The following is a 26,577-nucleotide window of genomic DNA, read 5'->3' as shown; positions in this document are numbered from 1 at the left end:
TCTGTTCACCCCACGGCCCGCCGGGGGGTCAGATACTCGACCGGATGGCAGGCAGGGCGTCCGCCACGTTGGACGACACCGTGCGGCCGAACGGCGTCTCGGACCGGGCGAGTTCCTCGGCCAGCCGGGACGGCTCGACCCACACGTGCGGCAGCTCCAGATCGAGCGCGGTCACGCGGTTGAGGAAGTAGCTGAACTCGTAGGCGGTGTAACTGTTCGACGTCCTGGAGAACTTGAGGGAGTAGTTCGTGTAGAACGGCGTCCCGCTCCAGGTGCCGTTCAGATCGGCGATCACGTTGTTCACCCCGGTCTGGATGGCCGACACGTAGGCGTCCTGGTGGCCGACGCGCAGCTGCCCCAGCGCCTCGGAGAGCGCGCGGAACGTCGACCCCTCGGTGAGGGCCAGGACCGGGCCGGTGCCGTCGTCCGGGCCGTCCGGGGCGGCGGCCAGCTCGTCGCGGGTGAGGATGAGCGACGCGTACGGGAACATCCAGGTGTCCCAGGTGCCGGCCGGGTGCGGGTCCACCACGAGGATCTCCCTGGCGCCGTTGACGACCACCTGGGGGGCGGTCAGCGCGTACCGCTGGGGGACGACGGCGGCGTCCAGGTGTTCGTCGTTGAGATCCGATTCCTGGTCCCAGGAGTAGTCGGCGTTGGTCATGGGGGCCTCTCTCTGCTTTCTGCTCGATGTTTCCGCGGTCCGCGAGGACGGTCGCGTCCTAGGGACCGCGGAGGCGTTCGATCTCCCGCCGGGCAGAGGTCTGCGCCCGGGACAGGAAGACATCGGACGGTCGGAAATCGGGGTTACCAGTGTGCCGAAACAACGGGGTCCGGGTGCGCGCCGAGCCGGAAGGCGCCACCTCGGCCAGCGGCACGGGCGGTCCCGCCGGAGGCGGATGGGTCTCAGCGGTGAGCACCGAGACCCACACGGTGTCCAGGCCCTGCCGGAGGGCGGCCAGACACCGATGGACCCCGTCGAGGATCAGCAACCCGCCCGGGTGACGCTCGACCAGCGGACCGAGCAGCAGCCTGCCGCCCGGCCACGGGCCGGTGAGGACGGGCAGGTACGGGGCGATACCGGATCGGCCGAACGCACGCAGCAGTGCCTGGGCCGACGTGTAGGGGGCGGGCGCAACCAGTTCGATCACGCTGCCGAGCGAACGGAGGCCGACCTGTTCGCACGTCACGTCCACCGCCCCGAAGCGCTCGCCCCAGCTGTCGGCCACGGCCTGCCGCCAGGCCCGCGCGGCCAGATCCGGGGAGAGCGGGGTCATCGGCGGGCCGCCGGAGGCACGGGGCGGCCGGGGAGTCGCCAGGGCGGGTCGTCCAGCCGCGAGTCCGCCCCGTCCACCACCGACAGGACCACCAAGTCGCCCGCCGAGGTGCTGAGGTGGCACAGATCCCCGGTGAACGTGCCCCGGTCGCCCCGGTGGAAGTCGCCGCGGTCACGCAGGTGACTGACGAGGACCGGGAGTCGGCGTGCCACCTCACCGGGCAGCGCGGCCGACACCTGTTCGGGGACGATGCCGAGCAGGGTCGGCAGGTACGCGCCGTGCGCGTCCGCCACCACGCGGCCGCTCACCGTCACGTTCCGCAGCAGGGTGCGGGCCGCGGCGAGGCCGGCGAGGGGCGCGTCGGCGGGGTCCTCGTAGCGGAAGAAAGGGCACAGGATGCCGGCGCGGGTGCGCAGCCGGATCCGCCAGTCCTTGCCGTGCTCGCGCAGGCGGGCTTCGGGATGGGCGCGGCCGTGGGCCGACAGGCGCCGGGCGATACGGACGGCGGCCTCCGGGCCCACGTCGAACACCACGTCGTAGTCGTGCATGCTCCGCACGGTGGGGTCACCGAGCAGCAGGCGGCCCGATCCCGTGAGTCCGAGCGGGCCGGCGGGCAGCGTGTCGCCCAGGATCCGGGCCAGTTCGGTGAGATGCGACTCGGCGTAGCGGCGCAGGAAGGAGCCGGGCACCGTGTCGGTGCGCGGGTCGACGGCAGCGGACAGATGCAGGTCCACCTGGGAGAGCGGCACGATCGACTTCGCCGAGAAGGGGTGCGCGTGGTCGAAGCAGGTGCCCGTCGGGAAACGGACCAGCTCCCGCTCGCTCTCGGACATCCCCCGCCCGTCCGCCACGTACGCCTTGCGGTACCGCGACCCGAACATCGCGTACCCGCCCGCGGTGGACGGCACGAAGGCCAGTTCCCCGACCAGGTGTCCGGCCGGGTGGCAGTGGCCGTGGACGGCCAGGATCCGGCCGTCCTTCAGTAAGACGTAGTCCTGGTCCCGGATGAGCATCCTGTTCCCCCCAGCGCCCTCCGGTGCGGCGGTGCCCGCGGTCCGTGCTCCGGTTCCCATACGACCTGCGCCTTTCCCGTGGTGAAGGCAGTGCTCACCGTTGGCTGGTTTCCGGCACTCCGCAGGCTCCCGCCCTGCCCGGGCGACCCGCAGCGGTGATCGACAGTTCTCCCAGGATGGGCCGGTACCGGACGCGTGCCCAGGGGTTGCCCGCTAGCCTTGTCGTTCGGCAACGGGCAACACCTGGGAGCGCACCGTGGAATCCTTCGGCACGCGACTGCGCCGGTACCGGAGCGAACAGCAGTGCTCCTTGTCGGACCTCTCCGCCCGGACGCACTACTCAGCGGGGCACCTGAGCAAGGTGGAGAACGGCCTGCGCACGCCGACCCGGGAACTGGCGGCGAGTTGTGACGCGGCGCTGGGCGCCCGGGGCGGTCTCCTCGCGGCGCTCGGCGCGGGCCGGCCCGGCGACGCGGCGCGAGGCGCGGCCGGGGCCGCGGGTTCGGCGCCCGCGGCGGCGGCACCCGACGACACCGTCCTGCCCGCACCACCCGCCACCTTGACCGACGGCGCGGCCGCTTCGGTCATCGCGGCGCTGACCACCGTCCTGGACGGGCTGCGGGCGACCGCGCAGAGCGCCGGCCCGGGGGCCGTACTGGAGAGCGCGGCCGCACAGGTGCGGGCCCTGCGCGGCATGGCGGCGCACGCCCGCGCCCCCGAGGCAGGGCACCTGCTGTCCCTGGCGGGCCGCTACGCGGAGTTCATCGCCTGGATGTGCCAGGAGGCCGACGACGAACGGTCCGCCCTCGGCTGGGCGCGCACCACGGCCTCCCTCGCCCGGCACGTCGGCTCACCGGACATCGAGGCCAACGCCGTCCTGCGGCGCTCGCTGCTCGCCCTCTACTGCGACGACGGCGCCGCCACGGTCGACCTCGCCTCCGCCGCGGCCGGCTTCCCGGCCTCCCCGGCCACCCGGGTGCGGGCGCTGCTGCGCCTGGCCCAGGGCCACGCCCTCAGCGGCGACGACCTCCGCTGCCGCCGGGCGCTCGACGACGCGTACAGCCTGCTCTCCTCCCCGGCGTTCTCCGACCCGGCCGCGGGTCCGGTCACGGCTGCGTCCCACGGCTCGTCTCCGGGGCCGGTCACGAGTCCGGTGCGCGACGGGGCTGCCCTCGGCACCGCCTACGCCGCCGGCCGGGGGAGCGGTCACTACGGCACCCGGCACGTCGCCGATCCCGCCGCCATGGCGAGAGGCTGGTGCCTCCAGGTGCTCGGCCACCACGACGAGGCGCTCGGCCTGCTGGGCGCCGAGGCGCGGCGCATCCCGGCCCACGCCCACCGCGCGCGGGCCCGGTTCGAGGTCAGGGTCGCGCTCGCCGCGCTCGGCGCCGGCGACGTCGAGCGCGCCTGCGCCACGCTGCGCGAGGTCCTCACGGTCGCGCCGGGCCTCGACTCCGCCACCCTGCGCACCGATCTGCGCGGCTGTGTCCGGGCCCTGTCGCGGCACCGCCGGCATCCGGCCGTCGCGGAGCTGCTGCCCGTCGTCACCCGCCACGCGTCCCGGCGTACGTCCGCATGACCGCACCTGTGCCCACCGGCATCTTCGTCAACTACCGGGTGGGTGACTGCGAGACGGAGGCGGCGCTGCTGCACCGCCTGCTGGCCGACCGGTTCGGCGACGAGCAGGTGTTCTTCGCCAGCAGTTCCATCCAGTTGTCCGCCGACTTCACCGAGGCCATCCCCGAGGGCCTCGCCCGCTCCTCCGTCCTGATCGCCGTGATCGGACCGGAGTGGCTGACCGTCACCGACGCCCATGGCACCTCGCGGATCCAGCTGGCGGAGGACTGGGTCCGGCGCGAACTCGCCTACGCCTTCCAGCACGACATCAGCGTCGTTCCCGTCCTGGTCGACCGGGGACGGCGCATCCGGATGCCCTCGGCCGCCGAACTGCCCGACGACCTCGCCAGGCTGGAACGCTGCCAGTACCTGCGGATGCACTACCAGAGCCTGCGGCTGGAGCGTCTCTTCGCGGAACTCGCGGAGCTGACCCCGCAGACCTTCGCCCACCGCGTTCTGCTGCCCGCCGAGGAACTGCCCCCCGAGCCCGTCCCCAGCATGCTGCTGCGCGCCGAGTACGGCGTCGTCCCCTTCCACGGCCGGGAGACCGAGCAGGAGGAGTTCCACGCCTGGTGCGCGGGACCGGCGGGATCGGCCGTACGTCTGGTCACCGGGCCCGGCGGCCAGGGCAAGACGCGTCTCGCCCTGCACCTGTGCCGGCAGGCCGCCGAGCGGGGCTGGCTGGCGGGGTTCGTCGACGAGTCCTGCGCGCCGGACGACCTCGCGGTGCTGGCCCGCTGCACCGCGCCCATGCTGCTGGTCCTCGACTATGCCGAGGCCCGCGCCGAGCAGCTGCTCGTCCTGGCCGCCGAGTGCGTACGCCGCGACGCCGACGCCGGACCGTTGCGGCTGCTGCTGCTCAGCCGGGCCGGCGGGGAATGGCAGCGCCCGCTCGCCGAGTACGCCGACGACCGAGTCGCTGTCCTGTTCGCCGCCATGCCGGAGCACCGCCTCGCCCCACTGGTGCCGTCCGAGGCGCAGCGGCAGGCCGAGTTCGTCGGCGCGGCCCGGGAGTTCTCGGCACACCTGGCCGGTACCCGCCCCGAGGCCGCGGTGATCCCCGCCGACCTGGGCACCGCCCGCTACGACCGGATCCTGGACGTCCACGCCGCCGCCATGGTCGCGCTGCTCGAACAGGACGAGCCGCCGGACAGCGCTCCTTCGACTTCTGCTTCTGCTTCTGCTTCTGCCGACCCGGTGGCCCGGGTACTCGCCCACGAACGCCGGTACTGGAGACGGCTGCTGGCGGTCCACGGGCTCCCCGAAGACACCTCGCTGCACGCGGACGCGCTCGTCGCGGTCGCGACCCTCTTCGGTGCCGGCACCGAAGAGGGGGCGCTCGCCCTGCTGTCGGGCACCCCCACCTTCGAGGGCGCGTCCGTGTCGTTCCTGCGCCGCCATCTGCGCTGGGCCTCGGCCGTCCTCCACGGTGGCCCCGGACTGCACCCCCTGCGCCCCGACCGGCTCGGCGAGGAACACGTCTCGCACGTCCTGGCCTCCTTCCCCGAGGTGGCCACCGCCCCCCTGGCGGGGCTGGACGACGGCCAGGCCCGCCGGGCTCTGACCGTCCTCGGCCGCGCCGCCGTGCGCCACCCGGTCGCCGTCCGCGCCGTCGCCGCGCTGCTCGCCCACGACATCGACCGCATGCTCCCCCTGGGCATGGAGGTCGCGCCCCAGCTGGAGAACCCGCGCGCCTTCGCCCGGACCCTGCTGGACAGCCTCCAGGCGCACGACGACGACCACACCGTGGGCCTGGTCCTCGGCCATCTGCCCGACGAGAGCGTCGCTCTCGCGGACCTGGCGGTGCTCGCCAGCGAACTGACCCTGAGCAGTGCCAAACGGCACGCGTCCGTCAACCCGGCCACCACCGCCCGCCTGCTGCTGCGCTACACCTACCACCTCAAGACCAGCGGGCGCCGCCGGGAGGCACGGGAAGCGGCCGAGGAGGCGGCCGGGCTCTTCGAGCAGCTGGTGGCGGACAGCCGTCAGACACATCTCGCCGACCTCGGCCGGGCCCTGCACGGCCTGGCCGTCATGCTCGACGAGACGGGTGAGCGGGACCGCGGGCTGAGCACGATCCGCCGCGCCGTCGAGGTGCGGAGGGAACTGTGCGGGCAGAGCGACGTCCACCTGCCCGAGCTGGCGCTCTCGCTCGACGTCCTCGGCGCCGACCTGGCCGAGCGGGGGCACAGGGCCGAGGCCCTCGCGGCCGGCCAGGAGGCCGTACAGATCTTCGAAGAGCTCGCCGCCGCACGCCCGGTGCTGTACGAGGCGCAACTGGCCACCGCCCTCGGTAACCTGGCGCTCCAGTGGGAACGCTTCGGCGACTTCGACGGGGCGTGCGCGGCCTCCGAGCGCTGCGTGGCCGTGCTGCGCCGCCTGTCCGACCAGAACCCCGACGCGCACCTGCTCAAGTACGCCGAGGCCCTGAACCACCAGGCGTCCGCGCTGGTCAGGGCGGGTCGGCCCGCGGTGGCGCTCGCCCCCGTGGTGGAGGCGGTGGAGCTGCTGCGCGGCCTCGTCGAGACGGATCCGGGCCGTGCCCAGGACGCCTCCAATCCCGGCGTCCGGCTGGCTTCGGCACTCGTCAACCTGTCGATCGTGCAGGCTGCGAACGGTCTCCACCCCGAGGCGTTGGCCTCCGCGGTGGAGGCGGTGCAGGCCCACCGCCCCCTGGCCGAGACCCTGCACGGCGTTTACCGGCCGCGCCTGGCTGTGGCGCTCACCACGCTGGCCGCCAGGCACGGCGCGGCCGGCAACATCAAGGAGGCACTGGAGGCGGCGGTCGAGGCGGTCCGTATCCGCCGGTCCGACCCGGAGGGCCGCCCGGTGGACCTCGCGCACGCGTTGGGCAATCTCGCGGCGCTGCTCGCGCGGGCGAAACAGTGGGTCTACGCCGAGCGGACCGCCGCCGACGCCCTGGCGGTCTACCACTCGCTCGGGGATCTCGACGAGCAGGCGCATGTCGAGTCGCTGGCGGGGGTGCTGCACACCCGCGCGGCGGCGGCGAGTCATGTCGAAGGGGCCACCGATCGAATGATCGAGGCCATCGACGCCTCCGTAGAGCTGCGGCGAGCGCAGGCCGCGGCGCTCGGGGGCCGCTACGAAGCGGCCCTGACCAGTGCCCTGTTCGCCCAGGCGATCCTGCACGAACGGGCCGGCCTCCCTGACGCCCCCGGCATTCGCGCGGAGGCGACGAAGCGCCGGGACGCTCTCTGACGACGGCTGACGCAACGAGGTGGACCGGCGCTTTCCCGATGGCCCGGGGCGTGTGCGTCTCACGGCAGGCGCAGTTCCGCCCAGACCGTCTTGCCGGGCGCGCCGTCGCGCGGGGCGACGGCCCAGCGGGTCGCCAGCCCCGCGACGATCAGCAGGCCCCGGCCGGACTCCGCGTCGCCGGGCGGTTCCGTATCGGTGAGCACAGGGGTGCGTTCGGTTCGGGTGTCGGTGACCTCGACGCGCACGGTGTCGGTGCCGTGGGTGAGCCGGACGTGGAAGTCCCGTCCGGCGACATGCCCGTGCCGTACGGCGTTGGCGGCCAGCTCGGCGGTGATCAGCGTGAGGGTGTCGTTGACCCGGCCGCCGTACGGGTGTCCCCACGTGTCGAGCCGGTGGGAGACCAGCCTGCGGGCGAGGCGGGCGCCGCGCGGGGAGGAGGTGAACGCCATCGCGAACTCGTGCAGGGGGTGGGCGGTTTCGGCGTCGGCGCCGGGGGCGTGCACCCGGTGGGTGGAGATGGGGCTGTTCATGTGGCTCACGGTGCCGGTGGCGCCCTAGCGTGACCAGATACGGCGCGCACACGGAGGGTTGCTGTATGTGGCCGGTGTGCGGGTGTGGGCGGGACGGAGCGTGACGGTCGGCGCGGGGGTGCGTTGGCCGAGGGAGGTGGTACGGGGATGAGTGAACCGGCGGGGCTGGTGGAGGAGGCGTCCGGTGGCGGCGAGGGTGAGGGGCGGCATCCGGAATCGGACGCCGGCTCCGGGGTCCTGCGGGTCTTCGGGCGGCAGTTGAAGCGGTTCCGGGTACGGGCGGGCATGGAGCGGCCCGAGTTCGGCTCGCTGACGGGCTATTCGGTGTCGACCATCGCCGCGTACGAGCAGGGACGCCGGGTGCCGCCGCCGAGGTTCATCGACCAGGCGGACGAGGTGCTGGACGCGGGCGGGGTCCTCCAGGAGATGAAGGAGGAGGTGGCTCGGGCTCAGTATCCGGCGTTCTTTCGGGACGCGGCGCGGTTGGAGGGGGAGGCGGTTGGGTTGCACGTGTACGAGATGTACGCCGTACCTGGCCTGTTGCAGACGGAGGAGTACGCCCGAGCAGTGTTCTCCGTTCGTCGCCCCCTGCTTGACGAGGACCGGATCGAGCAAGGGTTGAGCGCACGTCTGGCGAGGCAGGAGATCTTTACGCGTAAGCCCTCGCCGCTGGTGAGCTTCGTCCTGGAAGAGTGCGTGCTCCAGAGGCCTCTCGGGGGTAAGGACGTACTCCGGGGCCAGTTGGAGCAGGTACTGCTCATCGGTCATATGCGGAACGTCGAAATCCAGGTCATGCCGGTCAGTCGAGAGGATCACGGCGCACTGGGTGGCCCGTTCACCTTGATCGATACACCTGAAGGGCGGAGGATCGCCTATGCGGAGGTGCAAGGCGACAGCCGCCTCTACTCAGGGCAGTCGAAGGTCCGGGAGCTTGAGGCCCGTTACGGGATCCTTCGAGCGCAGGCCCTCACGCCGAGTGAGTCACTGGCATACGTAGAGAAGCTGCTGGGAGAGACATGAGCGTTGAGCCCGAACTGGATTGGGTCAAGAGCAGCTACAGCACCGGAGACGGGGGGCAATGCGTCGAGGTCGCCGTCTGTCCTCACGTCGTCCACGTGCGCGACTCCAAGGACATAACTTGCGCGGGCCTCGCGGTCGATGCGGCGGCCTGGACGGCGTTCGTCGGCTTCGCTGTCCGATGAGGCGCTGAGTCTGCCCCTGGCCAGGTGTCAGGGGCAGACGTGTGTCGACAGGCCCGTCCCGGCCGCACGGTCGGGACGGTGTCGCGCGGGTCGTCCGCGGAGACGAGGCCCCCGTCAGGCCTCACGTGGCTGCCGTGCGGTGCGCCGCCGGTTCAGCAGCCACCACGCGGTGACCAGGTCCTCCGTGCACCGCAGGTCCAGGCCGGTGAGGTGCTGGAAGCGGCTGACCCGGTAGCGCACGGTGTTGGGGTGGACCGCGAGTCGCCGGGCGGCCTGCGACGCCTGCTGGTCGCACTCCAGGTAGACCCGTGCGGTCTCCTCCATCTCGTGGCGCGAACGGCCCGCCTCGTCCAGTGCCGTCATGTGCCGCGTCTCCAGACCGGCGGCGGTGCGCCCGCCGGCCAGTACGAGGGGGCGCGGCCCGAGGTCGGGCAGCCGTACGATGCCTGACATCCCGAAGCGCTCGGCGGTCTCCAGTACCAGCACCGCCTCGTCGAACCCGTCGGCGAGCCGGTCGAGCGGGAGCGCGGGACCGACCGCGACGAGGTGACCGGCGACGGCGTCCGGCGGCTTCGACGCGATGAAGCCCAGGCTCGTGCCGACCTGTGCGAGCAGCAGGCGGTCCGGGGGGAGGTGCACGGCGCGGGCGATGGCGCGACGGACCGCGTCGGCCTCGGCCGCCGACGCGGCCCTCGCGGCGAGGGCGACATGGTGCGCCTGGGGGTCCAGTCCGAAGACGGCCGCGTCGCGGTTGATCCGCTCGGCCGGGTACGCGCCACCGAGTACGCCGCCCGCGTAGGCCGACCGGCGCTCGGCGTCGAAGTGCGCCTGTTCCAGGACCAGCCGGTGCTTCACCCGGGCGAACACCGACGCCGCCTCGTTGGCGAACTCCCAGGTGCTGTCATGCACGGCGAGCAGGAGTCCGGGCGGCAGGTCCACGTCGGCGGCGACCTGGTCCAGCAGCGCGAGCATCTCGCGGGAGCCCAGCTGGTAGCCGATGGAGACGGCGTCGAGCGGGACGCCCCGGGCCACGCGTTCGGCGGCGTACTCGCCGAGGACCTCGCGAAGCGCGGCGTCGGGCACGCGCAGGGAGGAGAGTTCCGCGAGGAGGATGTCCATGAACCGCCGGGCGGAGGCCCGGATCTCCTCGTCGGACAGGGGTGAGTAGCCCGGAACGTGCTCGCGCGCCTGTGCGAGAAACCGGTCCCCGAACACCTCGCGCAGCGTGCGCAGCCGCTCGACGGCGGCCGTCACCTTGGCGCGAGCCGGCTCGTCGAGGGTGGTGAGGTCCGGCATCCGCCGGCGTACGGGCCACGCCATCGGTGTCTCGTTCTCCATGGCCGCACCTTAGGCCGCTCCTTTGTCGCTGGGAACAAAGTCGGTGCGCCGACCTTGGCTGAGTCTCCGTAGCCCTCGGCATGCGACGCGTCCACACTGTGCCGAAGCTCACGGCGACCTTGTACCGGGTGCCATCCAGAGCCCTCTTCATCGGCGAAGGGATCTCTCCCGTGGCTCTTCAGCGTCCGAAGCCTCCAGGCACACTGACGACCTCACGCTCGTCGGCCGGTTACGTACTGGGGTTGCTCTTCGTCGGCAACCTGCTCAACTACTACGACCGTGCTCTGCCCTCGGTCGTACTGGAGCCGATCAAGGACGAGTACGGCCTCGGCGACACCGAGGTCGGCGTCCTCGCCTCCGCGTTCGTCCTCGTCGCCGCCGTCGCGGGCGTCCCGCTGGGGCGCCTCGCCGACCGGGCCGCGCGCAGGGCGGTCGCGGGCTGGGGGCTGATCGTGTGGAGCGCGGCCACGGCGGCAGGCGGCGTGCTGACCAGCTTCTGGGGTTTCCTCGCCTCCCGGGTGGGCGTGGGCGTGGGGGAGTCCAGCTACGCGCCGGCCACCGGGTCACTGTTGTCGGACCTCTACCCGAGCGAGCGCCGCTCCCGCGCGCACTCCCTGTTCATGCTCGGCTTCCCGATCGGCACGCTCCTGGCCTTCTTCACCGCCGGCGGGCTCGCCGTCGCCTTCGACAGCTGGCGGGCGCCGTTCCTGATCGCGGCCGTGCCCGGCTTCGTGGTCGGATTCCTCGTGCTGCGGCTGCGGGAGCCGGAGCGCGGCGCCGCCGAACCGACGCGCGTGGACGCCACCGCCCCGCGCGGGGACCGCCGGAAGAGCCTGCTGTCGCTGCTGAGGGTGCGTTCCCTGTACGGGATGCTGCTCGCGTTCGCCGGCTACAACTTCGCGGCCTACGCCATCGGCACCTTCCTCACCCCCGTCCTCCAGCGCTACTACGGTCTCGGTCTGGTCAGCGCGGGTGCCGTCGGCGGTGTCGTGGTCGGCGTCACCGGGCTCGTCGGTCTGCTGGCGGGCGGCCGGGTGCTGGACAGGGCGGCGAGGAGATCTCCCGCGGCGCGGGTCAGGGTGGCCGCCCTCAGCCTCGTCGGGGCGGCCGTCTTCTCCCTCGGAGGTCTCGCGGCGGGCCAGGACGCCCTGTGGCAGCTGCTGGTGTTCCTGAGCCTGGGCTACCTGCTCGGCATCGTCTACCTCGCGGCGGCGGTGCCCGCGGTGTCCGACGTCATCGGGCCCGAGCACCGTTCCGGCGCGCTGGGCCTGATGTTCGCCATCGGCTACCTCCTCGGAGGCGCGGCCGGACCCGTCTTCGTCGGTGCCCTGTCCGACTCCCTGGCCGCGGGCTCGGCGTCCGCCTCCGAAGCCTCCGCGCACGGACTGCAGACGGCGATGATGATCACTGTCCCCCTCGCCTTCGCCGTCGCGGCGATCGGCATGCTGCTCACCTCCCGCTTCGTCGAGGCCGACCGCGACGCGATGCTCGCCCGCGAGACCACGGCATGACACGAGCGGACATCGGCGCGACCGGCGCAGACACGACCGGCACGCGTGTGACCGGCGCGCGCACGACCGGCGCGCGCACGACCGGCGCGCGCACGACCGGCGCGCGCACGACAGACACACGCACGACAGACACACGCACGACAGACACACGCACGACAGACACACGAGGGAAGGACACCGTGGCACATCACGCACAGGTGCTCGTCGTCGGCGGCGGCTTCTCGGGCATCGGCCTGGGGCACGCCCTGCTGGAGTCGAGGTTCACCGACTTCGTCATCCTGGAGCGCGCGCCCGACGTCGGTGGCGTGTGGCAGGCGAACACCTATCCGGGCTGCCGGTGCGACGTACCGTCCCACCTCTACTCCTTCTCCTTCGCGCCCAACCCGGACTGGTCCTCCACGTACTCGCCGCGGGCGGAGATCCACGCCTACCTGCGGCGCTGCGCCGACCGGTTCGGGCTGCGCCCGCACCTGCGCACCGGTGTCGGCGTCGAGGCGGCCCGCTGGGACGAGGACGCGCAGCTCTGGCACGTCACGACGAGCGAGGGGCCCTGGACGGCCCGGGTACTCGTCAGCGCGGTGGGCCCGCTCACCGAGCCCAAGCTCCCCGACGTCCCCGGCATCGACCGGTTCCGCGGCACGATCATGCACTCGGCCCGGTGGGACCACGACCACGACCTGACCGGCGAGCGGGTCGCGTCGATCGGCACGGGCGCCTCCGCCATCCAGTACGTCCCGGAGATCGCCGACCGGACCGGCCGGCTGTACGTCTTCCAGCGCAGTGCCCCGTGGATCACCCCGCACGACAACCGGCCGATCACCGACGCCGAGCGGGCACGGTTCCGGTCCCGTCCCGGCCGGCAGCGGATCGAGCGCGCCAAGGCGTACGCCGCCAAGGAGTTGCTGGTGCTCGGCTTCGCCAAGCAGCCGCGGCTGATGCGGCTGCTGGAGACCGTCGCCCGCAAGCACCTGGAGCGGCAGGTGGCCGACCCGGCGCTGCGCCGGGCCCTCACCCCCGACTTCACCCTCGGCTGCAAACGCGTCGTCCCGTCCAACACCTGGTATCCCGCCCTTCAGAAACCGCACGTCGAACTCGTCCCCAAGGCCCTGCGCGAGATCCGCGAGCACAGCGTGATCGACGCCGACGGTGCCGAACGCGAGGTCGACACCATCATCTTCGGCACCGGCTTCCGCGTCACCGACATCCCCTTCGCCGACAAGGTGCGCGGTCGCGACGGCGCACTGCTGAGCGATGTGTGGGCGGGCTCCCCGCGTGCCTACCTCGGTGTGTCCGTGCCGGGCTTCCCGAACTTCTTCATGTTCCTCGGCCCCAACTCCGGCCTCGGGCACAGCTCGATGGTCTACATGATCGAAGCCCAGGTGGAACACGTGAAGAACGCCGTCCGCGCGCTCGACCTCGCCGGCGCGACCTCCATCGAGGTGGACCGGCGGGCGCACGACGCCTACAACGCCCGGCTCGACCGGAAGCTGGCCACCACCGTGTGGGAGACCGGCGGCTGCCGCACCTTCTACCAGGACGCCAACGGCCGCAACGCCACTATCTACCCCGACTGGACCTTCACCTACCGCCGGCAGGCCGTCCGCTGGAAACCGGACGCCTACCACCTGACCACCCGGCCGGGCGCCGCCGGCCGGCAGCCCGCCACGGCCCTGGACGCCTCGTGAAGGCCGTGGCCCTCACGCAGGGGCGACTGGAACTCACCGACCTGCCGACGCCGCGCCCCGGTCCGGGCCACCTGCTCGTCCGGGTCGAACGGTGCGGCATCTGCGGCTCGGACCTGCACGCCCGCCACCACGGGGACGAGCTGGCGGACGTGCTGAAGCTGTGCGGTTACCCGCGCTACCTGCGCTCCGACCAGAGCGTGGTCCTCGGCCACGAGATCTACGGCGAGGTCGTCGACCACGGGCCGTGGGGCACCGGGCGGCTCAAGCCCGGAACGCCGGTGGTCAGCGTGCCCCTGGTACGACGCGGCCGGCAGGTCGACGGCATCGGTCTCTCCGCGCACGCCCCGGGCGGCTACGCCGAACACGTCGTCGTCCAGGAGGCACTGACCCTTCCGGTGCCCAACGGCCTGTCCCCGGACGCCGCCGCGCTCACCGAACCCATGGCCGTGGCCTGGCACGCCGTCAACCGGGGTGAGGTGACCCGCAAGGACGTCGCGGTCGTCCTGGGCTGCGGACCGGTGGGCCTCGCGGTGATCGCCGTACTGAAGAGCCGCGGCGTCGGCACCGTGATCGCCAGCGACTACTCCGCGGGCCGCCGGGCGCTCGCGGCGAAGTGCGGCGCCGACGTCGTGGTCGACCCCGCCGTCGACTCCCCCTGGGAGACGGCGTCCGCCGGGCACGGCTTCATGACCACGATGCCCGACGAGTACAACGCCGGCATCGACGCCCTCGAAGGCCTGGCCAGGCTGCCCCTGCCCTGGTGGACCGCCTGGCGTGCCCTGGACAAGGTCGGTGCCACCCGCCCGAAGCGCCCGGTCGTCTTCGAGTGCGTCGGCGTCCCCGGCATGCTCGACGGCATCCTCGCCGAAGCCCCCCTGCACGCACGCGTCGTCGTCGTGGGCGTCTGCATGGGCGCCGACGCGATCCGGCCCTCGCTCGCCGTCAACAAGGAACTCGACCTCCGGTTCGTCGTCGGCTACACGCCGCTCGAATTCCGCGACACCCTCCACGCCCTGGCCGACGGCACCCTCGACGCCTCGCACCTCGTCACCGGCCGGGTGGGACTGGCCGGAGTCGAGACCGCCTTCACCGCCCTGGCCGACCCCGAGACCCACGCCAAGATACTCATCGACCCCCGACTCGCCACGGACCAGATCCTGCCCCGCTGAGCCACACCCCGGCCCAGCACCTGTGCCGGTGCGACGGACCGGCGCGATCCGGCCGGCCCTCACGTCCGCTACTCGAAGGACATAACCCGTGCCGCACTCGCCGTAGACCCCACGGCGTGGGCCGCCTTCGTAGACGTCGCGGCACGCTGACAGACTTGGTGCCGATCGCAGGGCCCTCCGGCGGGCGTGTGCTTGCCGAGGGCCCTGCGCGTCCCGTCTCCACGGCACACCTTCAGCAGCACCTGCGCCTTGCCCGCCGGGTGCCCGCGTCGGCGTAGGCGGCCATGGCAGTCACGTCCGCCCACAGGCGCTCGGTTCACGACCGGGGTCGCCTTCCCCGGGGGACGATCGTCATCGTGGTGGAGTGGGCTCTCACGCCACCGTCCCGCACATAACGAGGTCTCAACGGAGCTGACGCATGCCGGTCCTTGCAGCTCGGAGGTACTGTAAGTTCCTGCCATGAAGCAGGGTAAAGAGGTCGAGAACGCGGAGTCGCGTTTCTTCACGGTGCTGCTGGCGGCAGCGAAGCTTCCGGGCGTGCGTATCCACAGGGAGGCGTACCTCCGAAGTGCGCTGGCTCGACACTGCTCCGAGGACGAGATCCGGCGAGCGATAGAAGAGACTCCCGCTGCGGCGGGCATCACTGTCGAACTCCTCGACAAGGTCGCCAACGACTCCATCCGCTACGAAACCGCCAAAGTCAGCGCCCTCTCGGCCGCCGCCGGGATACCCGGCATCCTCGCCCTTCCCGCCACGGTGCCCGCCGACACGGCCCAGTACGTCGGCCACATGCTGCGCATCGCGCAGAAGCTCGCCTATCTCTACAGCTGGCCCGACCTGTTCTCCGGCGAGGGCGATGACGTCGATGACGCGACCAAGGGCGTGCTCACGCTGTTCTTCGGCGTGATGTTCGGCACCCAGTCGGCGAACGCCGCGGTGGGGAAAGTCGCGGGAATGATGGCGGAGCACGTCGCCAAGACGCTGCCCAAGAAGGCACTCACCCATGGGGTCGTCTACCCCATGGTGAAGAAGGTCGCGGGCTACCTCGGTGTCAAGATGACGACGCAGTCCTTCGCGACGACCGTGTCGAAGGCCATCCCCCTCGTAGGGGCTGCCGTCTCTGGTGGGCTCACCTTGGCGACCTACCTCCCGATGGCCAAGAGGCTCAAGAAGCACCTCGCCGGCCTGCCACTGGCGGACCCGTCGCACCGGGTGAGGGAAGGGGAGGTCGTGGACGGTGAAGTCGTCGAAGACGACGAGCCTTTCGCCGCAGCACACGCTGAGCGACACGGCGCGGACATCACTGCCCTCAAGCTGGAGGACCGCACATCCTGACGCTGCGAGTGTCCTCCTGACTGCCCAGGGGAGCGGCCTTCCGTCTTCAACGGAGGTGCGGGTCCGCATGCGCTGGAGCCACGCCTGCTCATGATGAGTTTCGTCCTGGACGCACGCCCGAAACGCCATCACCGTGGGTTCAGGGATCGGCGGGCCGATGCGATGACGTTGTGGGCGTCGGCCCCGTACACCGCCGACTCGCTGAGGGCCTTCCAGATCTTCTTGTACAGGGTGATGTTGTCGGCGTCGTCCAGCCACAGCTCGGCATGCCAGTCCTCGGCGACGACCAGTCGGTCGTCGAGCACCCAGAAACCGTTGCCAGGGACGATCTTGACGGTGCCGTGAAGGGGATGACACCCAGCTCGACCGTGTCCATGCCGATCACGCCGTTGAGGCGGTCGAGCTGGCTCGCCAGCACCGAGGGCGGGCAGATCAGTGACCGCAACGCGGCCTCCCACATCAACACGTGCAGCTTGTGCCCGGACCGGTACAGCCATTCCTGGCGCTGCACCCGTGAGCGGACGGCTGCCTCGACATCGTCTGCTCCGCCCAGCAGCGCCGAGTACCGCTGGATGACATGTCGGGCGTACTCCGGCGTCTGCACCAATCCGGCGATCACCGACTCTTCCCAGATCCAGATGCCGGTGGCATGGTCGATCTCGGCGCTCAGCCCCTCATGAAGGGGCTTGAACCCGTGTGCCAGCGCTCGGCGCCATGACCTGATGTGCGACTCGAATCCGGCCAGCCTGGCAGCGAGTTCCGGGCGGGTCGTGACAGCAGCCCGCCCGGCACACACCCGAGGGTTACTTCTCGGCGGAGCAGGGGTCGCAGCAGGAGGGGGCCGTTTCGACGCAGACGGCGACGGTGTCGGTGTTGTCGGTGGTGTCGGGATCCTTCTCGTTGGCGGCGGCGGTGGCGGTGTTGCTGATCAGGCCGGCTGTGGTGGCCTTGGCCCGCAGCACGAGCGTGGCGGTGGCGCCGTCGGCGAGGTCGCCCACCGCCCACCGCCCGGTGGCCGGGTCGTAGCTTCCGGATGTGCCGTCGGCGGACAGGAAGGTGAGGTTGTCGGGGAGCTGGTCGGTGACGGTGACGCCGGTGGCGCCGTTCGGCCCCGTGTTGCGAACGGCGATGCGGTAGGTCACCGTCTGGCCGACGGTGACGGTGGTTTCGTCGACCGCCTTCGTCACGGTCAGATCAGCAGCCGGTTTGACCTGCGTGACCTGCTCGTTGGAGGTGGAGGTCAACGGCTCCGGCCGGTCGCCGAGCCGGTTCTCGTAGGAGGCGGTGGCGGTGTTCTGGATCTGCTTGCCTCCGCTGGCCCGTTCGATGGTGACCCGGTATTCCACCGTGGTCCCCGCAGGCTGGGTCCCGGTGTTGGGCAGGCTGCCCCCTGCCACGCCGGAAGCGCCGTTGCCGAGATGGAACACGACCTTGTTCGCCGCGGCGTCGTAGTACGCGTGGTCATCACCTCGGGCATCGCTCTTCGCTCCGGAGTTCGGGCCGTCGACGATGCGCAGGGACCCGGGCAGGTACGTCGTCCCCTCCGGTACGACATCGGTCAGGACGAGGTTCTCGGCCTCGCCGCCTCCCTCGTTCTTGGCGGTGATGCGGTAGGTGACGACGTCGCCCACCTCCAGCGGCCCCGCCGGAATCGCGGTCTTGGCGAGCAGCACGTAGGGAGCGGTACCGAAGAAGATGCCGTCCAGAAGGTTGCCGAGGGCGCGGTTGCCACCGGCGGCGGAGATGGAACGGAAGGCGAAGCGCGTCAGCGTCTGGCCCGCCGGAACGGTATAGGTGCCGGTGTAGTAACCCCAGGCGGTGTTGCCGTCGGTGAAGCGCCTCTGCTCCACCATGGACCCTGGCGCGCCGATGTCGAGCGCCATGGTGTCCTCCCCCTGGCGGCCACGGTGATACAGCCGCCAGTACAGCCTCGTACCGGGCGTCGTCGGCAGGTCCTGGTAGAGCGTGGAGACCTGGTTGGCGTTGAGCTCGGCGAACTGCGTGCCCTCGGCTGCCGGCACACCGTTGAAGCCCGAACGCCACAGCTCGATCATGTGGTCGGAGGCGGTGGTGAGCCAGCCCGGGACCCGTTTGGCCGCCTGCGTCTGTGAGGCGTCCGGCAGGACCTCGTAATTGGTCACCGGGGGTTCCTCGAAGCCGCCGTTGACCAGGGTGACACGGAGCGGAGCAGCTGGAGGCGTGGCCATGGTTCTTCTCCTCAGGGGCGTCGCTGCTGGTACGCACCGCTGACGGGCCGCACGCTGCGCGCCGTGGCGGTGCCGAGACACCGCGTAAGGACAGCGTGATGCGAGAGATACGTGAAGTGATGGGCGAGTGGGTCCGGCCAACCCCGCGAGGCAGGTTTGTGATACCCGCGGCGGGGCAATCCGCGCCACGTCGTCATGCACGGCGCCGTCGGCAAGCCTCTCCGATCACACACGCCTCGCTGCACTCTCCCGCCCGGCCCGTTATGGCCGACCACCGCCGGTGCACCTCCCGCACCCACCCTCGCTCAGGGTGAACTGACTGTCTGCGGAGTTGACGCTCCGGCAGGCGTGACTGCACGGTGTGGCTCCGGCTGGACAGAAACGCCTGCGGCATGGGGGTGTGTGACGGCCACGCCGGAACCTCGGCCGGGTACTCGGCCGACAGCCGGCGCGTGCGGCGAGCAGCGAAGTGGTGGGCCGGCGGGCCTGCCCGGTGTCGTGGCCCCGCCCGGTGTCGTGAACCTCTGGGCCCGAGCGATGCGAGGACCTGCTCGGCCGAGGTGCTTCTCCCAACGGTCGGCGTCGGACGCCCAGCGGGGGATGGGCAGCCGTATGCGGTCGGGGAGGGCTGCTCGTCGAGCACCGTGACGATGTCCGCGAAGAGGTGCTCGGTCATGCGCGGGGCCTCGGGCGAAGCCCGGTGATCAGCCTGCGGGGTCCGGTCTCGCGGGTCTGAGCCGGGGAGCCGAAGCGTTTCAGCGCGCAGAGCACGGCCTGGTGCCGGATGCGCGGGCCAACGGGCCGAGGACCCGTTCCGGCGAGGGACGGATCCGCGTGAGCAGGCACCGCGGCCGCGGTTGGCGACCTCTCGCCTGGTGCGGCGCCGAGCCGGGGCCTGCGGATACTCGCCGAGGCTTTCGGGTCCCGCCCTCACCGTGTGCCGGCAGGGGCCGACGGGCGGTCGGGACCCGATCGAGCGCCATCAGCAAGGCGCTGCCCTCGTTCGGCACCCCGGCACTTCGGCACTTCGGCACCCCGGCACTTCGGCACCCCGGCACTTCGGCACTTCGGCACCCCGGCACTTCGGCACCCCGGCACCCCGGCACCCCGGCACCCCGGCACTTCGGCACCCCGGCTCCGGTCCGGCAGCAGTGCCTCGGTATCCCGGCACCGGCACCGGCACCGGCACCCTCGCCGGGGGCGAGAAGGCCGCGACCCCCGCGCGTCGGCCGGCGGCACGCCGACCGACGCGTCACCTCATCGTCCCGCTACCCGAGGACCGAGGACGACGTGCAGCCGAGACTGGCGCGGCTGGCGACGGTGAAGGAGATGCTTCCGGAGTTCTCCCAGAGGTTGTTGATGTTGGTGAACAGCCACCTCGTCGTCAGGCTGTGGTCGGCCGAGGACAGGGTGGCCGTCCGTCCCTCCGTCCCTGGCCTGATCCGGAACCTCACCACCGTGTCCCCCAGCTTGTGCGGCGGCGTCTCCTGGACGCTCAGCGTCGTCCCGGCGAAACTGCCCGGCCCCGTCACCGACTCGACATCGGCCACCGCCATGACCGAAGCCAGATTGACCCGGTGGATGTGGTACTGCGAACCCACGGGGTTGCGTGTCGTCTCCGGACGCCACCTGAACGTGAACGTCGACCCCGGCGCGATCCGCCCACCGAACGGGTTCGGCGACGACGATTCGTGGATCACGCCCTCACCCAACCGGACGCCGAAGACGTTCCGCCAGTAGAACCGAGGACTGAGCCGGGCGTTCCCCGGCTGGACGCACTCCGGGTCGACCGCCGCCGGGGCCGCCTGCACCGCTGCGACGGGCTGTCCCTGCGCTGCGGCGGCGTTCGCCGGCAACGACGTCCCCAGCAGCACCGCCGCGACGAGCCCCACCAGTCCCCACGCCCCCCGTGGCCTCCGCCACATCCGTGGCACCGGCACGGCGGTGCCCCTGTCGCGGCCCGCCGCTGTGTTTCCTGCTTCGTACATGCCTCAGCCCTTTCTTGGCTGCGTTGTCCGTCGGCGGTTCCGGTGAGTGCCGGAACCGCCGACGGTTCGGCCCGTGTGTGGTGGGATCAGTCCTCGTCGGGGCCGAGGACGCGGCCCTTGAGCTTGATCGGGGTTGCGGCGCCCACCTTGAGCTGGCCGTCGGTGTAGCGGCCCGGTGTCGCGCCGTCGGTGGCGGTGACCTGGGCCGCGTAGCCGAGGCACTCCTGGTTGGTGTTCAGGTACGGGTTGTGGGTGAAGGTCAGCGTGCGGCCCCCGTCCGCGAGGGTGCCCTGGGTGGTCTCCAGGTTGCCCTTGGCCTGAAGGGTGCTGACGTCGTGGTAGGCCCAGGAGAGCCAGCCCGTGAACACGAAGCCCGTGGGCGCCTTCAGGGTGATGGTGAGGTCGCCGGGGTTCACCGGGTGCGGGACGGTGCTGAGGACGCCGAAGCTGAGGTGGGCCGGTACCCCGCCCGGCGCGTCCTCGACGATGCCCTGCTGGAGGATGTACAGCTTGTTCTCGGACCCCGGTTCGACGGGGGCCTGGGTCTGCGTGGCCATGGGTGTCCCTTCTGTGGATGGGTGCGTCCGCGTGGGCGGACCCGCCGGTGGCGGGCTTGGGGGCGGCCGCGCTCATGGACCGGCGCGGCCGGTGACCGGCTCCATGGGCCAGCCGGTGGGGGCGTGGTCGCCCAGGAGCGGGCCGAGGACGGCGAGGGCGCCGAGGGTGATGTCCTCGTAGAGGTAGAAACCGGCCTCCAGGGACGGCAGTTCGGCATCCGTGTCGTCCACGCCGGGCTTCGGCGCGCTGGTGTCGTGTCCGGCGTCGTCGGTCCCGGCCTGGGTGGTGGGCTCGCCGAGCAGGTCGGTGAGGTCCTGCGCCGCGCCCAGCGCGGCGGTGCGGGCGGTGGCGGCCAGCAGGCGCAGGGGGAGGTCGAGGGCGGCGGCGGTGCGCCGGCCCGGGACCACTGCCGCCGCCGTGGGGGACTCCGCCGTCGTGGCGGCGAGCCACTGGACGGGCAGGGTGCAGGCGGCGACGATCCGCTCGGCGGGCATCAGGGGCGGAGGGTCGCCGTCGACCATGAGGTCCTCCCATTCCATGAGGTCGAAAAGGAACTGGCCACCCTTGTAGAGGGGCCATGGCCGGACCGTGTCGAGCAGGACGCGGGCGCGTTCGGGGTCGCGTCGGCGCACGGCCACACCGTGCCTGGCCAGGGTGCACAGGCACCGGCGCAGGCAGTCGTTGACCTGGCCGAGGAAGGCGAAGGCCCGGTGGTCGGTGGGGGTCAGCGGGCCGGTGGCGGTGGGGTCGGACGGGGGCGTGGTCGTCGTGGTGGTCACAGTGGCCTTGAGGTGACGTAGTGGGCGATCTGCCGCAGAACGGCTTTTCCTTCGTTCTCGGGGATGACCGCGAGGTCTTCTTCGAAGCGGGCGATGCCTTCGGCGGCGAGCCGGTCGGCGAGGTCGGTGGCGTACTCGACGGAGCCGTGCCGGCCCATGGCGGCGAGGAGTTCCTCGGCGTGCTGCTGGGTCTTGTCGGTACGGCGTTGGCGCAGGATGTCGAGGAGACGGGGGCGCTCATGGGGGTACGCGGTGCGGAAGAGGTGGATCAGCATCACCGTGCGCTTGCCTTCGAGCAGGTCCCCGAGGGGTTCCTTGCCGTAGAGGGCCTCCTCGCCGACCAGGTTGAGGATGTCGTCCTGGATCTGGAAGGCGACGCCGATCAGGCGGAACGCCTCGTCGAAGCGGCCCAGGACGGCCGGGTCGGTGACGCCGGCGCAGACGGCTCCGATGCGGCACGGGCTGATGCAGGTGTACCAGCCGGTCTTCTTGGTGCTCATCGTGAAGTAGGCGTCGTCGGCCTCGGGGACGACGTCGTGGCGGATCCAGCCCAGTTCCATGGCCTGGCCCTCCAGGGACTCACGGCACATGTGGATCGCCTCGTGGATGAGGCCGAGCGTGCGCACCAGGCCAAGGGTTTCCAGGTTGGACAGCACGGCGTCGACCGCGAGCAGGTTCAGACCGTCGCCGACGTTGACGGCGAGGCCCAGGCCGTGCTCCTCGTGCATGGTCGGCAGTCCCCGCCGGTGGGTGGACTCGTCGGCGATGTCGTCGTGGACGAGGAAGCCGTTGTGGAACAGCTCCAGTGCGGCGGCGGCGCGTACGGCGTCCTCGGGGCGCCCGCCGAAGGCGGCGCAGGCCGCGATGGTCAGGGTGGGCCGCAGGCCTTTGCCCTGCCGGGCGGGATAGGAGCGCATGAGGTCGTACAGCTCGGCACGCGGCTCACGGTCCGGCAGCAGCCGTTCGATCTCCTCGTTGGTGCGGGCGCGGCACCGGCGCATGATCTCCATCAGGTCCGCGTCGCGGACGTTCTCCTCCAGCGACCAGCTGGTGCTGGTGCGGCCGTCCCACAGCAGGCGCGGCGCGCTGACGGTGGTGTCGCCGGTCAGCGCGGGCGGTGCGGGCGCGTCCTCGGGGGAGCGCCGGGCGAGGAAGTCCAGCGCCGTCCAGTCGACCGGGTCACCGGCCGGCTCCCGGGCGGCGGGTACCGCGCTGCCCCACAGCTGCGGCGCCTGTTCCCGGTAGGCGCCCCAGAGTTCCTGCATGCTGCGCAGTCCCGCCGCACGCCGGGACAGCAGCGTGAAGGCCCGCCACACGGCGAGGGTGTCCTCCTGCGAGCCGCGGACGTCCAGGCTGTCGGGCAGTACCTGGTCGACGGGCGGCCGCTGGAGATCGAACAGCAGGTTCATGGCCCGGTTGTCGAAGGCGACCTCGACGTCGGCGTCCGGGCAGGGCTCCCGCCGTACGAGGATACGGCTGTGCCGCGCGGTGAGCGTGGCGTGGCTGCCGTCGTTGAAGCGCAGGCCGAGCCGGATGCCGCGCAGTTGCTCGGCGGCGGCGGCGAGGATGGCCGGCGCCCGGTCGGACAGGGCGGCGACGGTCTCGTCCAGCAGCCGGGCGCCGGTGAACGCGGGCGCGGTCTCAGTCATGGGCACCACCGGCGAACTCCACGATGCCCCCGGTGCGGAAGCCGATACGGCGCCCGCCGACACGGCCCTCCACCGTGCACGGGCCGAGGGTCTCGTGCACGCTGAACGGGTGCAGACTCGTCTCGGACGGGTTGGCGATCCGGCCCGCCGTGCGCGAGCGGAAGTCAAGCACGAGACGGTCGTCGCCGAGCCGGGCCGTGATCAGCAGCCGGCCGGGCACGGCGGCCGTCGGCGGGGTCCCCAGCACGTCCGCCAGCGGCGGCACCATCGCCACCCGGTCACGGTCCAGGCTGCCGCTGACCGCGACCTGGAGATTGCGACGCGGGAAGTGACGGATCATGCGCCCGTCGCGCCACAGCATCACCGACCCGTTGGCCGCGCCCCGCGGGCGCGCGGGCTGGAGCAAGGTGAAGACCACCGCCGAGGGTGGCGCGGCGTCGGTGGGGCCCGACGGGTCGTTGACGAACCCGAACACCCAGCCCCCCAGCGTGGGCCAGGACCAGCGGCCGCGTACCCGCTCGTGGTAGCCCAGCAGATCGGCCTCCGTGGTGGTGCCGTCGCCGTGCCGCAGTGTGCCGGTGCCCAGCACGCCGGGCTCCGACTGCCACCGCAGGTGCTCGTCCTCGCCGAACGGCGCGCACTGCGAGGTACAGGGCCTGCTGGTCCGGGTCAGCCGTACGTCGACCGCCGGCGACGCCCTCCGGTCCGCCACCCGGAACGCTCCGGGCGTGCCGCGCGGATGCGGTAGCCGGAAGGCCGACCACGGCACTTCGGGTTGATGGGCGTTGAACTGGGTGGAACTCCAGCCGTGTTCCTCCCCGTACGCGAGGAGGATCGCCATGTGCTGTCCCTCGGCCGCCGTCCCGGTGCCGCTGCGCCGGCCGGTGGCCGGGGCGCCGGGATCGGCGAACACCGTGCCGGTGGAGGATCCCAGGACGGACAGGTTGGCGACCAGCGCCTGCCGGCCGCACCGGGACAGGAACGCGTAGTGCAGCCACTTCCGGTCGAGGGGGCGGACGAGCGGGGCGTGGGGGAAAGGGCCCGGAGGCCCGAGCCTCGGGAGAGTGGGCGTGGACACGTCCCGAACGCTAACTCAACGTACCCCGTGTATCGCAATCTGTGACCATCGTACGGGTGAGCCGGGGGGCACAAAAACGTTTTCTTGCGCATGATGAGTTTGAGGACGCAAAGAGCCGCGTGTGACGGATGGCCCGCCACAGGCGGCTCAAGGCCCGCTCAAGGTGCCGCTCGCTCTCGCTATTCCATGTCGTCGTCTCCGAGGACGCTTGCCGTGAGGCGCACTTCCGGCTGGCCCGAGATCACCGCCCGTCCATCGGTGTACCGGCCCGGCCCGGCGTCCGTCAGGGCCCGGACGCCGAGCGTGTAGACCAGGGCCGCCGCCGGATGGCCGGGGGTGTTCAAGCGCGGATCGTCCGTGACGGCCAGTGTCCTGCCGCCGTCTCGCACCGTCGCGTCCGGCGTCCCCCCGGGGAGCACCGTGCGATCCGCGCGGTAATAGGCGCAGGTCGCCCGGCCGTCGAAGACGAAACCCGTAGGAGCGGTGAACCGGTGTTCCACTCTTCCCGGGGCCCATGGGCCGGTGGAGGAGACCCGTACATGGATCATCTCGCTCGCGCCGCGCGCCACTTCCACTCCGACTTCCTGGCGGACCAGCAGTCGCGCGGCCGGCGCGGGGGCGGCACCACCGTCGCCGCCCTGCGTGCTCCCGGTCCCGCGGTCCGGTGCCGGTTCCCCCTCCGGTACCGGTTCCGGCTGCTCGTCGTTCTCCGGTGCGGCGTCCTGGGAGGCTTCGGTGTCCTGGGAGGAGGTGCCGGGAAGAGGCAGTGCCGCGACGCGGTGGTGCAGGTTGTCCGCCACCAGCAGCCGCCCGGCCGGATCCACGGCGAGGCCGCACGGATAGGCCAGCGAGGTGCTGAGGGCGGTGTCGGCCGCGGCACCGGCCTCAGCCGCCTCAGCCACCCCCGGGTCCGGCCCCGCGACGACCTCGGCCGCTCCCTGGGCCAGTCGCCACACGCGGTGTCCGTTCAGGTCGGCGACGTAGAGCGCCCCCTGGGCGTCGACCGCCACCGCGCAGGGAGCGGTCCAGTCGACCGCCGCCGCGTCGGCGCTGCCGTCCGGTGCTCCCGCCAGTACCCGCAGCGTCCCGTCCGTACCCAGCAGCAGCACCCGGCGGCCCGCCGGGTCGGCGATGTACAGCCGCCCGGCCGGGTCGACCGCCAGACCCGCGGGCACGAACGCCTCACCGGCGGCCGCCGCACCGGAGCTCCCGCACCGCCCGGTCGCCGCGACGACCGTGCCGATGACGCCGTCGCCGTCGATCCTGCGCACTCTGGCACCGCCCCCTTCACCGATGTACAGGGTTCCGGCGCCGTCCACGGCCAGGGCGCACGGGGCGTCCAGCCGCGCCTGGCCGGCGGGGCCGCCGTCGCCGTCACCGCCACGGGAGCCGTCTCCCACGATGGTGTCGATGACGCCCGAGGGATCGATCCGGCGGATCCGGTGGTTCAACTGGTCGGCGACGAGGACCGCCCCGTCGGGACCGACCGCGAGTGCGGCCGGGAAGCCGAGACGGGCTCGCGCCGCGTCCGCGCCGTCCCCGGCGAAACCGCGCAGTCCGTCCCCGGCGACCGTCGTCAGATTGCCGGACGCGTCGATCCGGCGGACCCGGTGGTTGGCGTGGTCGGCGATGAAGACGGCCCCGCCCCCCACGGCCACGTCCGCGGGGAAGGCCACCTGTCCTCGCGCTGCGGGCCCGCCGTCCCCGGAGCATCCGACGGTCCCGTCGCCCACCGCCGTGCCCAGCGGTCCGCCCTCCGGGGAAACCCGGTCCCGCCGCCGGACCGTGGTCTTCGCCGTCACGCCGCCACCACCCGGCACCGGCGTGCCCCGACCCCGGTGGCTCCCGGCGCCTTCCACCGCCCCGGCCTCGTCTCCCGCATGTCCGTCTCCTCCCGAGCCTGTCGTCGACATCCCCTGCATACCGGCCGGGCCGGCCCCGCGGGGGCTGCGCACCGAGCGCTCCACCCGCACGAGGGAGCAGCCGCGAGGGGCGGGCGACGGTGGTCCGGGACGGAGGCAGGGCCCGGGACGGAGGCAGTGGCCCGACACGGGCAGCGGTGGCCCGACACGGGCAGCGGTGGCCCGACACGGGCAGCGGTGGGCCGGCGGGGGTCCGGCGAGGCGACCGACGGGTGGCGCCCACTCCTTCGGCGGAGCGTGGAGGCTGCCGCGCTCTGCATCCGTGCGCCTTCGTATGCCTCCGTTCTACTGAAACCAGTGACGCAGAATCGATCCAGCGTGCCGAACGGGGGAATGGCGGCATACCACCCACGCGACTGGGCTAACGATGAACCCGGACGACGGTGAGACGCGTGTCGTAGTGCCCGCGCGAACGCCCCGTCCGAAGCAGCAGGTGACGTCCCGCGCACCTTCCGGACACAGCTCCCGTGGCGTTCCGCGTGCGGTGCGCCACGCGGCGCGCT

20 protein-coding genes and 2 pseudogenes are annotated in these 26,577 nt (G+C 72.2%); 9 read left to right on the top strand and 13 right to left on the bottom strand.

The features are described from left to right. Positions 1-28 precede the first annotated feature (28 nt). Genes ACFF45_RS20800 through ACFF45_RS20790 form a run of 3 tightly spaced genes read right to left on the bottom strand, consistent with a single transcriptional unit; the run spans position 29 to position 2,287 of the window. Positions 29-661, bottom strand: coding sequence for a hypothetical protein (locus tag ACFF45_RS20800; RefSeq protein ID WP_381347919.1), 633 nt, complete (start codon positions 659-661; stop codon positions 29-31). 58 nt (positions 662-719) lie between these two features. Beyond that, a complete protein-coding gene (locus ACFF45_RS20795; RefSeq protein ID WP_381347918.1) occupies positions 720-1,226 on the bottom strand; it encodes a hypothetical protein in 507 nt (168 codons plus the stop codon). Positions 1,227-1,270: 44 nt separating this feature from the next. Then, complete coding sequence (locus ACFF45_RS20790) at positions 1,271-2,287, bottom strand: hypothetical protein (protein ID WP_381347917.1); 1,017 nt, start codon at positions 2,285-2,287, stop codon at positions 1,271-1,273. A 256-nt stretch (positions 2,288-2,543) separates the two neighbouring features. On the opposite strand from ACFF45_RS20790, the gene ACFF45_RS20785 reads away from it, so the two are divergent. Further along, positions 2,544-3,866 (top strand): helix-turn-helix domain-containing protein, encoded by a 1,323-nt coding sequence (locus ACFF45_RS20785; protein WP_381347916.1) that lies wholly within the window; start codon positions 2,544-2,546, stop codon positions 3,864-3,866. Continuing rightward, positions 3,863-7,123 carry a tetratricopeptide repeat protein gene (locus tag ACFF45_RS20780; protein WP_381347915.1) on the top strand — a complete coding sequence of 1,087 codons (3,261 nt, stop codon included), beginning with the start codon at positions 3,863-3,865 and terminating at the stop codon, positions 7,121-7,123. Before ACFF45_RS20785 ends, ACFF45_RS20780 begins: the two co-directional genes overlap by 4 nt. Before the next feature lie 59 nt (positions 7,124-7,182). On the opposite strand, the gene ACFF45_RS20775 is transcribed toward ACFF45_RS20780, so the two are convergent. Continuing rightward, positions 7,183-7,653 carry an ATP-binding protein gene (locus ACFF45_RS20775; protein ID WP_381347914.1) on the bottom strand — a complete coding sequence of 157 codons (471 nt, stop codon included), beginning with the start codon at positions 7,651-7,653 and terminating at the stop codon, positions 7,183-7,185. 147 nt (positions 7,654-7,800) lie between these two features. On the opposite strand from ACFF45_RS20775, the gene ACFF45_RS20770 reads away from it, so the two are divergent. Together ACFF45_RS20770 and ACFF45_RS20765 are read left to right on the top strand one after the other, a co-directional pair. Further along, the gene (locus ACFF45_RS20770) at positions 7,801-8,673 is read left to right on the top strand and encodes a helix-turn-helix domain-containing protein (RefSeq protein ID WP_381347913.1); all 873 of its coding nucleotides are present in this window, start codon (positions 7,801-7,803) and stop codon (positions 8,671-8,673) included. After that, positions 8,670-8,855 carry a DUF397 domain-containing protein gene (locus ACFF45_RS20765; RefSeq protein WP_381347912.1) on the top strand — a complete coding sequence of 62 codons (186 nt, stop codon included), beginning with the start codon at positions 8,670-8,672 and terminating at the stop codon, positions 8,853-8,855. The genes ACFF45_RS20770 and ACFF45_RS20765 overlap by 4 nt, the downstream gene beginning before the upstream one ends. A 114-nt stretch (positions 8,856-8,969) precedes the next feature. Here the strand turns inward: ACFF45_RS20765 and ACFF45_RS20760 are convergent, their stop codons facing one another. Then, entirely contained in the window at positions 8,970-10,193 is a 1,224-nt protein-coding gene (locus ACFF45_RS20760) for a PucR family transcriptional regulator (RefSeq protein WP_381347911.1), read from the bottom strand. A gap of 170 nt (positions 10,194-10,363) precedes the next feature. Between ACFF45_RS20760 and ACFF45_RS20755 the strand changes: the two genes are divergently transcribed. The 5 genes and pseudogenes from ACFF45_RS20755 (at position 10,364) to ACFF45_RS20735 (ending at position 15,893) form a co-directional block, all read left to right on the top strand. Next, positions 10,364-11,704: an MFS transporter gene (locus ACFF45_RS20755; protein WP_381347910.1), complete on the top strand. Its 1,341-nt coding sequence runs from the start codon at positions 10,364-10,366 to the stop codon at positions 11,702-11,704. A gap of 179 nt (positions 11,705-11,883) precedes the next feature. Next, positions 11,884-13,389, top strand: coding sequence for a flavin-containing monooxygenase (locus ACFF45_RS20750; RefSeq protein WP_381347909.1), 1,506 nt, complete (start codon positions 11,884-11,886; stop codon positions 13,387-13,389). A 5-nt stretch (positions 13,390-13,394) separates the two neighbouring features. Then, on the top strand, positions 13,395-14,558 hold the full coding sequence (locus ACFF45_RS20745) for a zinc-binding dehydrogenase (RefSeq protein WP_381347908.1): 1,164 nt from the start codon (positions 13,395-13,397) through the stop codon (positions 14,556-14,558). A 63-nt stretch (positions 14,559-14,621) separates the two neighbouring features. After that, positions 14,622-14,708, top strand: a pseudogene (locus ACFF45_RS20740) (DUF397 domain-containing protein); the annotation flags it as partial. 309 nt (positions 14,709-15,017) lie between these two features. After that, positions 15,018-15,893, top strand: a complete 876-nt coding sequence (locus ACFF45_RS20735; protein WP_381347907.1) for a hypothetical protein — start codon at positions 15,018-15,020, stop codon at positions 15,891-15,893. A 128-nt stretch (positions 15,894-16,021) separates the two neighbouring features. Here the strand turns inward: ACFF45_RS20735 and ACFF45_RS20730 are convergent. From ACFF45_RS20730 to ACFF45_RS20695, 8 genes and pseudogenes are all read right to left on the bottom strand, one after another. Then, positions 16,022-16,785, bottom strand: a pseudogene (locus ACFF45_RS20730) (DUF5753 domain-containing protein). After that, a complete protein-coding gene (locus ACFF45_RS20725) occupies positions 16,697-18,100 on the bottom strand; it encodes an isopeptide-forming domain-containing fimbrial protein (protein ID WP_381347906.1) in 1,404 nt (467 codons plus the stop codon). Before ACFF45_RS20725 ends, ACFF45_RS20730 begins: the two are co-directional and overlap by 89 nt. A gap of 1,268 nt (positions 18,101-19,368) precedes the next feature. Further along, on the bottom strand, positions 19,369-20,088 hold the full coding sequence (locus tag ACFF45_RS20720) for a hypothetical protein (protein WP_381347905.1): 720 nt from the start codon (positions 20,086-20,088) through the stop codon (positions 19,369-19,371). Positions 20,089-20,174: 86 nt separating this feature from the next. After that, positions 20,175-20,645 carry a hypothetical protein gene (locus ACFF45_RS20715; RefSeq protein ID WP_381347904.1) on the bottom strand — a complete coding sequence of 157 codons (471 nt, stop codon included), beginning with the start codon at positions 20,643-20,645 and terminating at the stop codon, positions 20,175-20,177. A gap of 72 nt (positions 20,646-20,717) precedes the next feature. Then, positions 20,718-21,425: a hypothetical protein gene (locus ACFF45_RS20710; protein WP_381347903.1), complete on the bottom strand. Its 708-nt coding sequence runs from the start codon at positions 21,423-21,425 to the stop codon at positions 20,718-20,720. Beyond that, entirely contained in the window at positions 21,422-23,074 is a 1,653-nt protein-coding gene (locus ACFF45_RS20705) for a polyprenyl synthetase family protein (RefSeq protein WP_381347902.1), read from the bottom strand. Before ACFF45_RS20705 ends, ACFF45_RS20710 begins: the two co-directional genes overlap by 4 nt. Then, positions 23,067-24,152: a hypothetical protein gene (locus ACFF45_RS20700; RefSeq protein WP_381347901.1), complete on the bottom strand. Its 1,086-nt coding sequence runs from the start codon at positions 24,150-24,152 to the stop codon at positions 23,067-23,069. Before ACFF45_RS20700 ends, ACFF45_RS20705 begins: the two co-directional genes overlap by 8 nt. Before the next feature lie 179 nt (positions 24,153-24,331). Beyond that, entirely contained in the window at positions 24,332-25,954 is a 1,623-nt protein-coding gene (locus tag ACFF45_RS20695; RefSeq protein ID WP_381347900.1) for an NHL repeat-containing protein, read from the bottom strand. Positions 25,955-26,577 lie beyond the last annotated feature (623 nt).

The sequence above is a fragment of the Streptomyces cinereospinus genome (assembly GCF_042430725.1).
GTDB lineage: Bacteria > Actinomycetota > Actinomycetes > Streptomycetales > Streptomycetaceae > Streptomyces > Streptomyces cinereospinus.
Note: the sequence above shows the minus strand (reverse complement) of the source record. Positions and strands in the feature narration are given on the sequence as shown.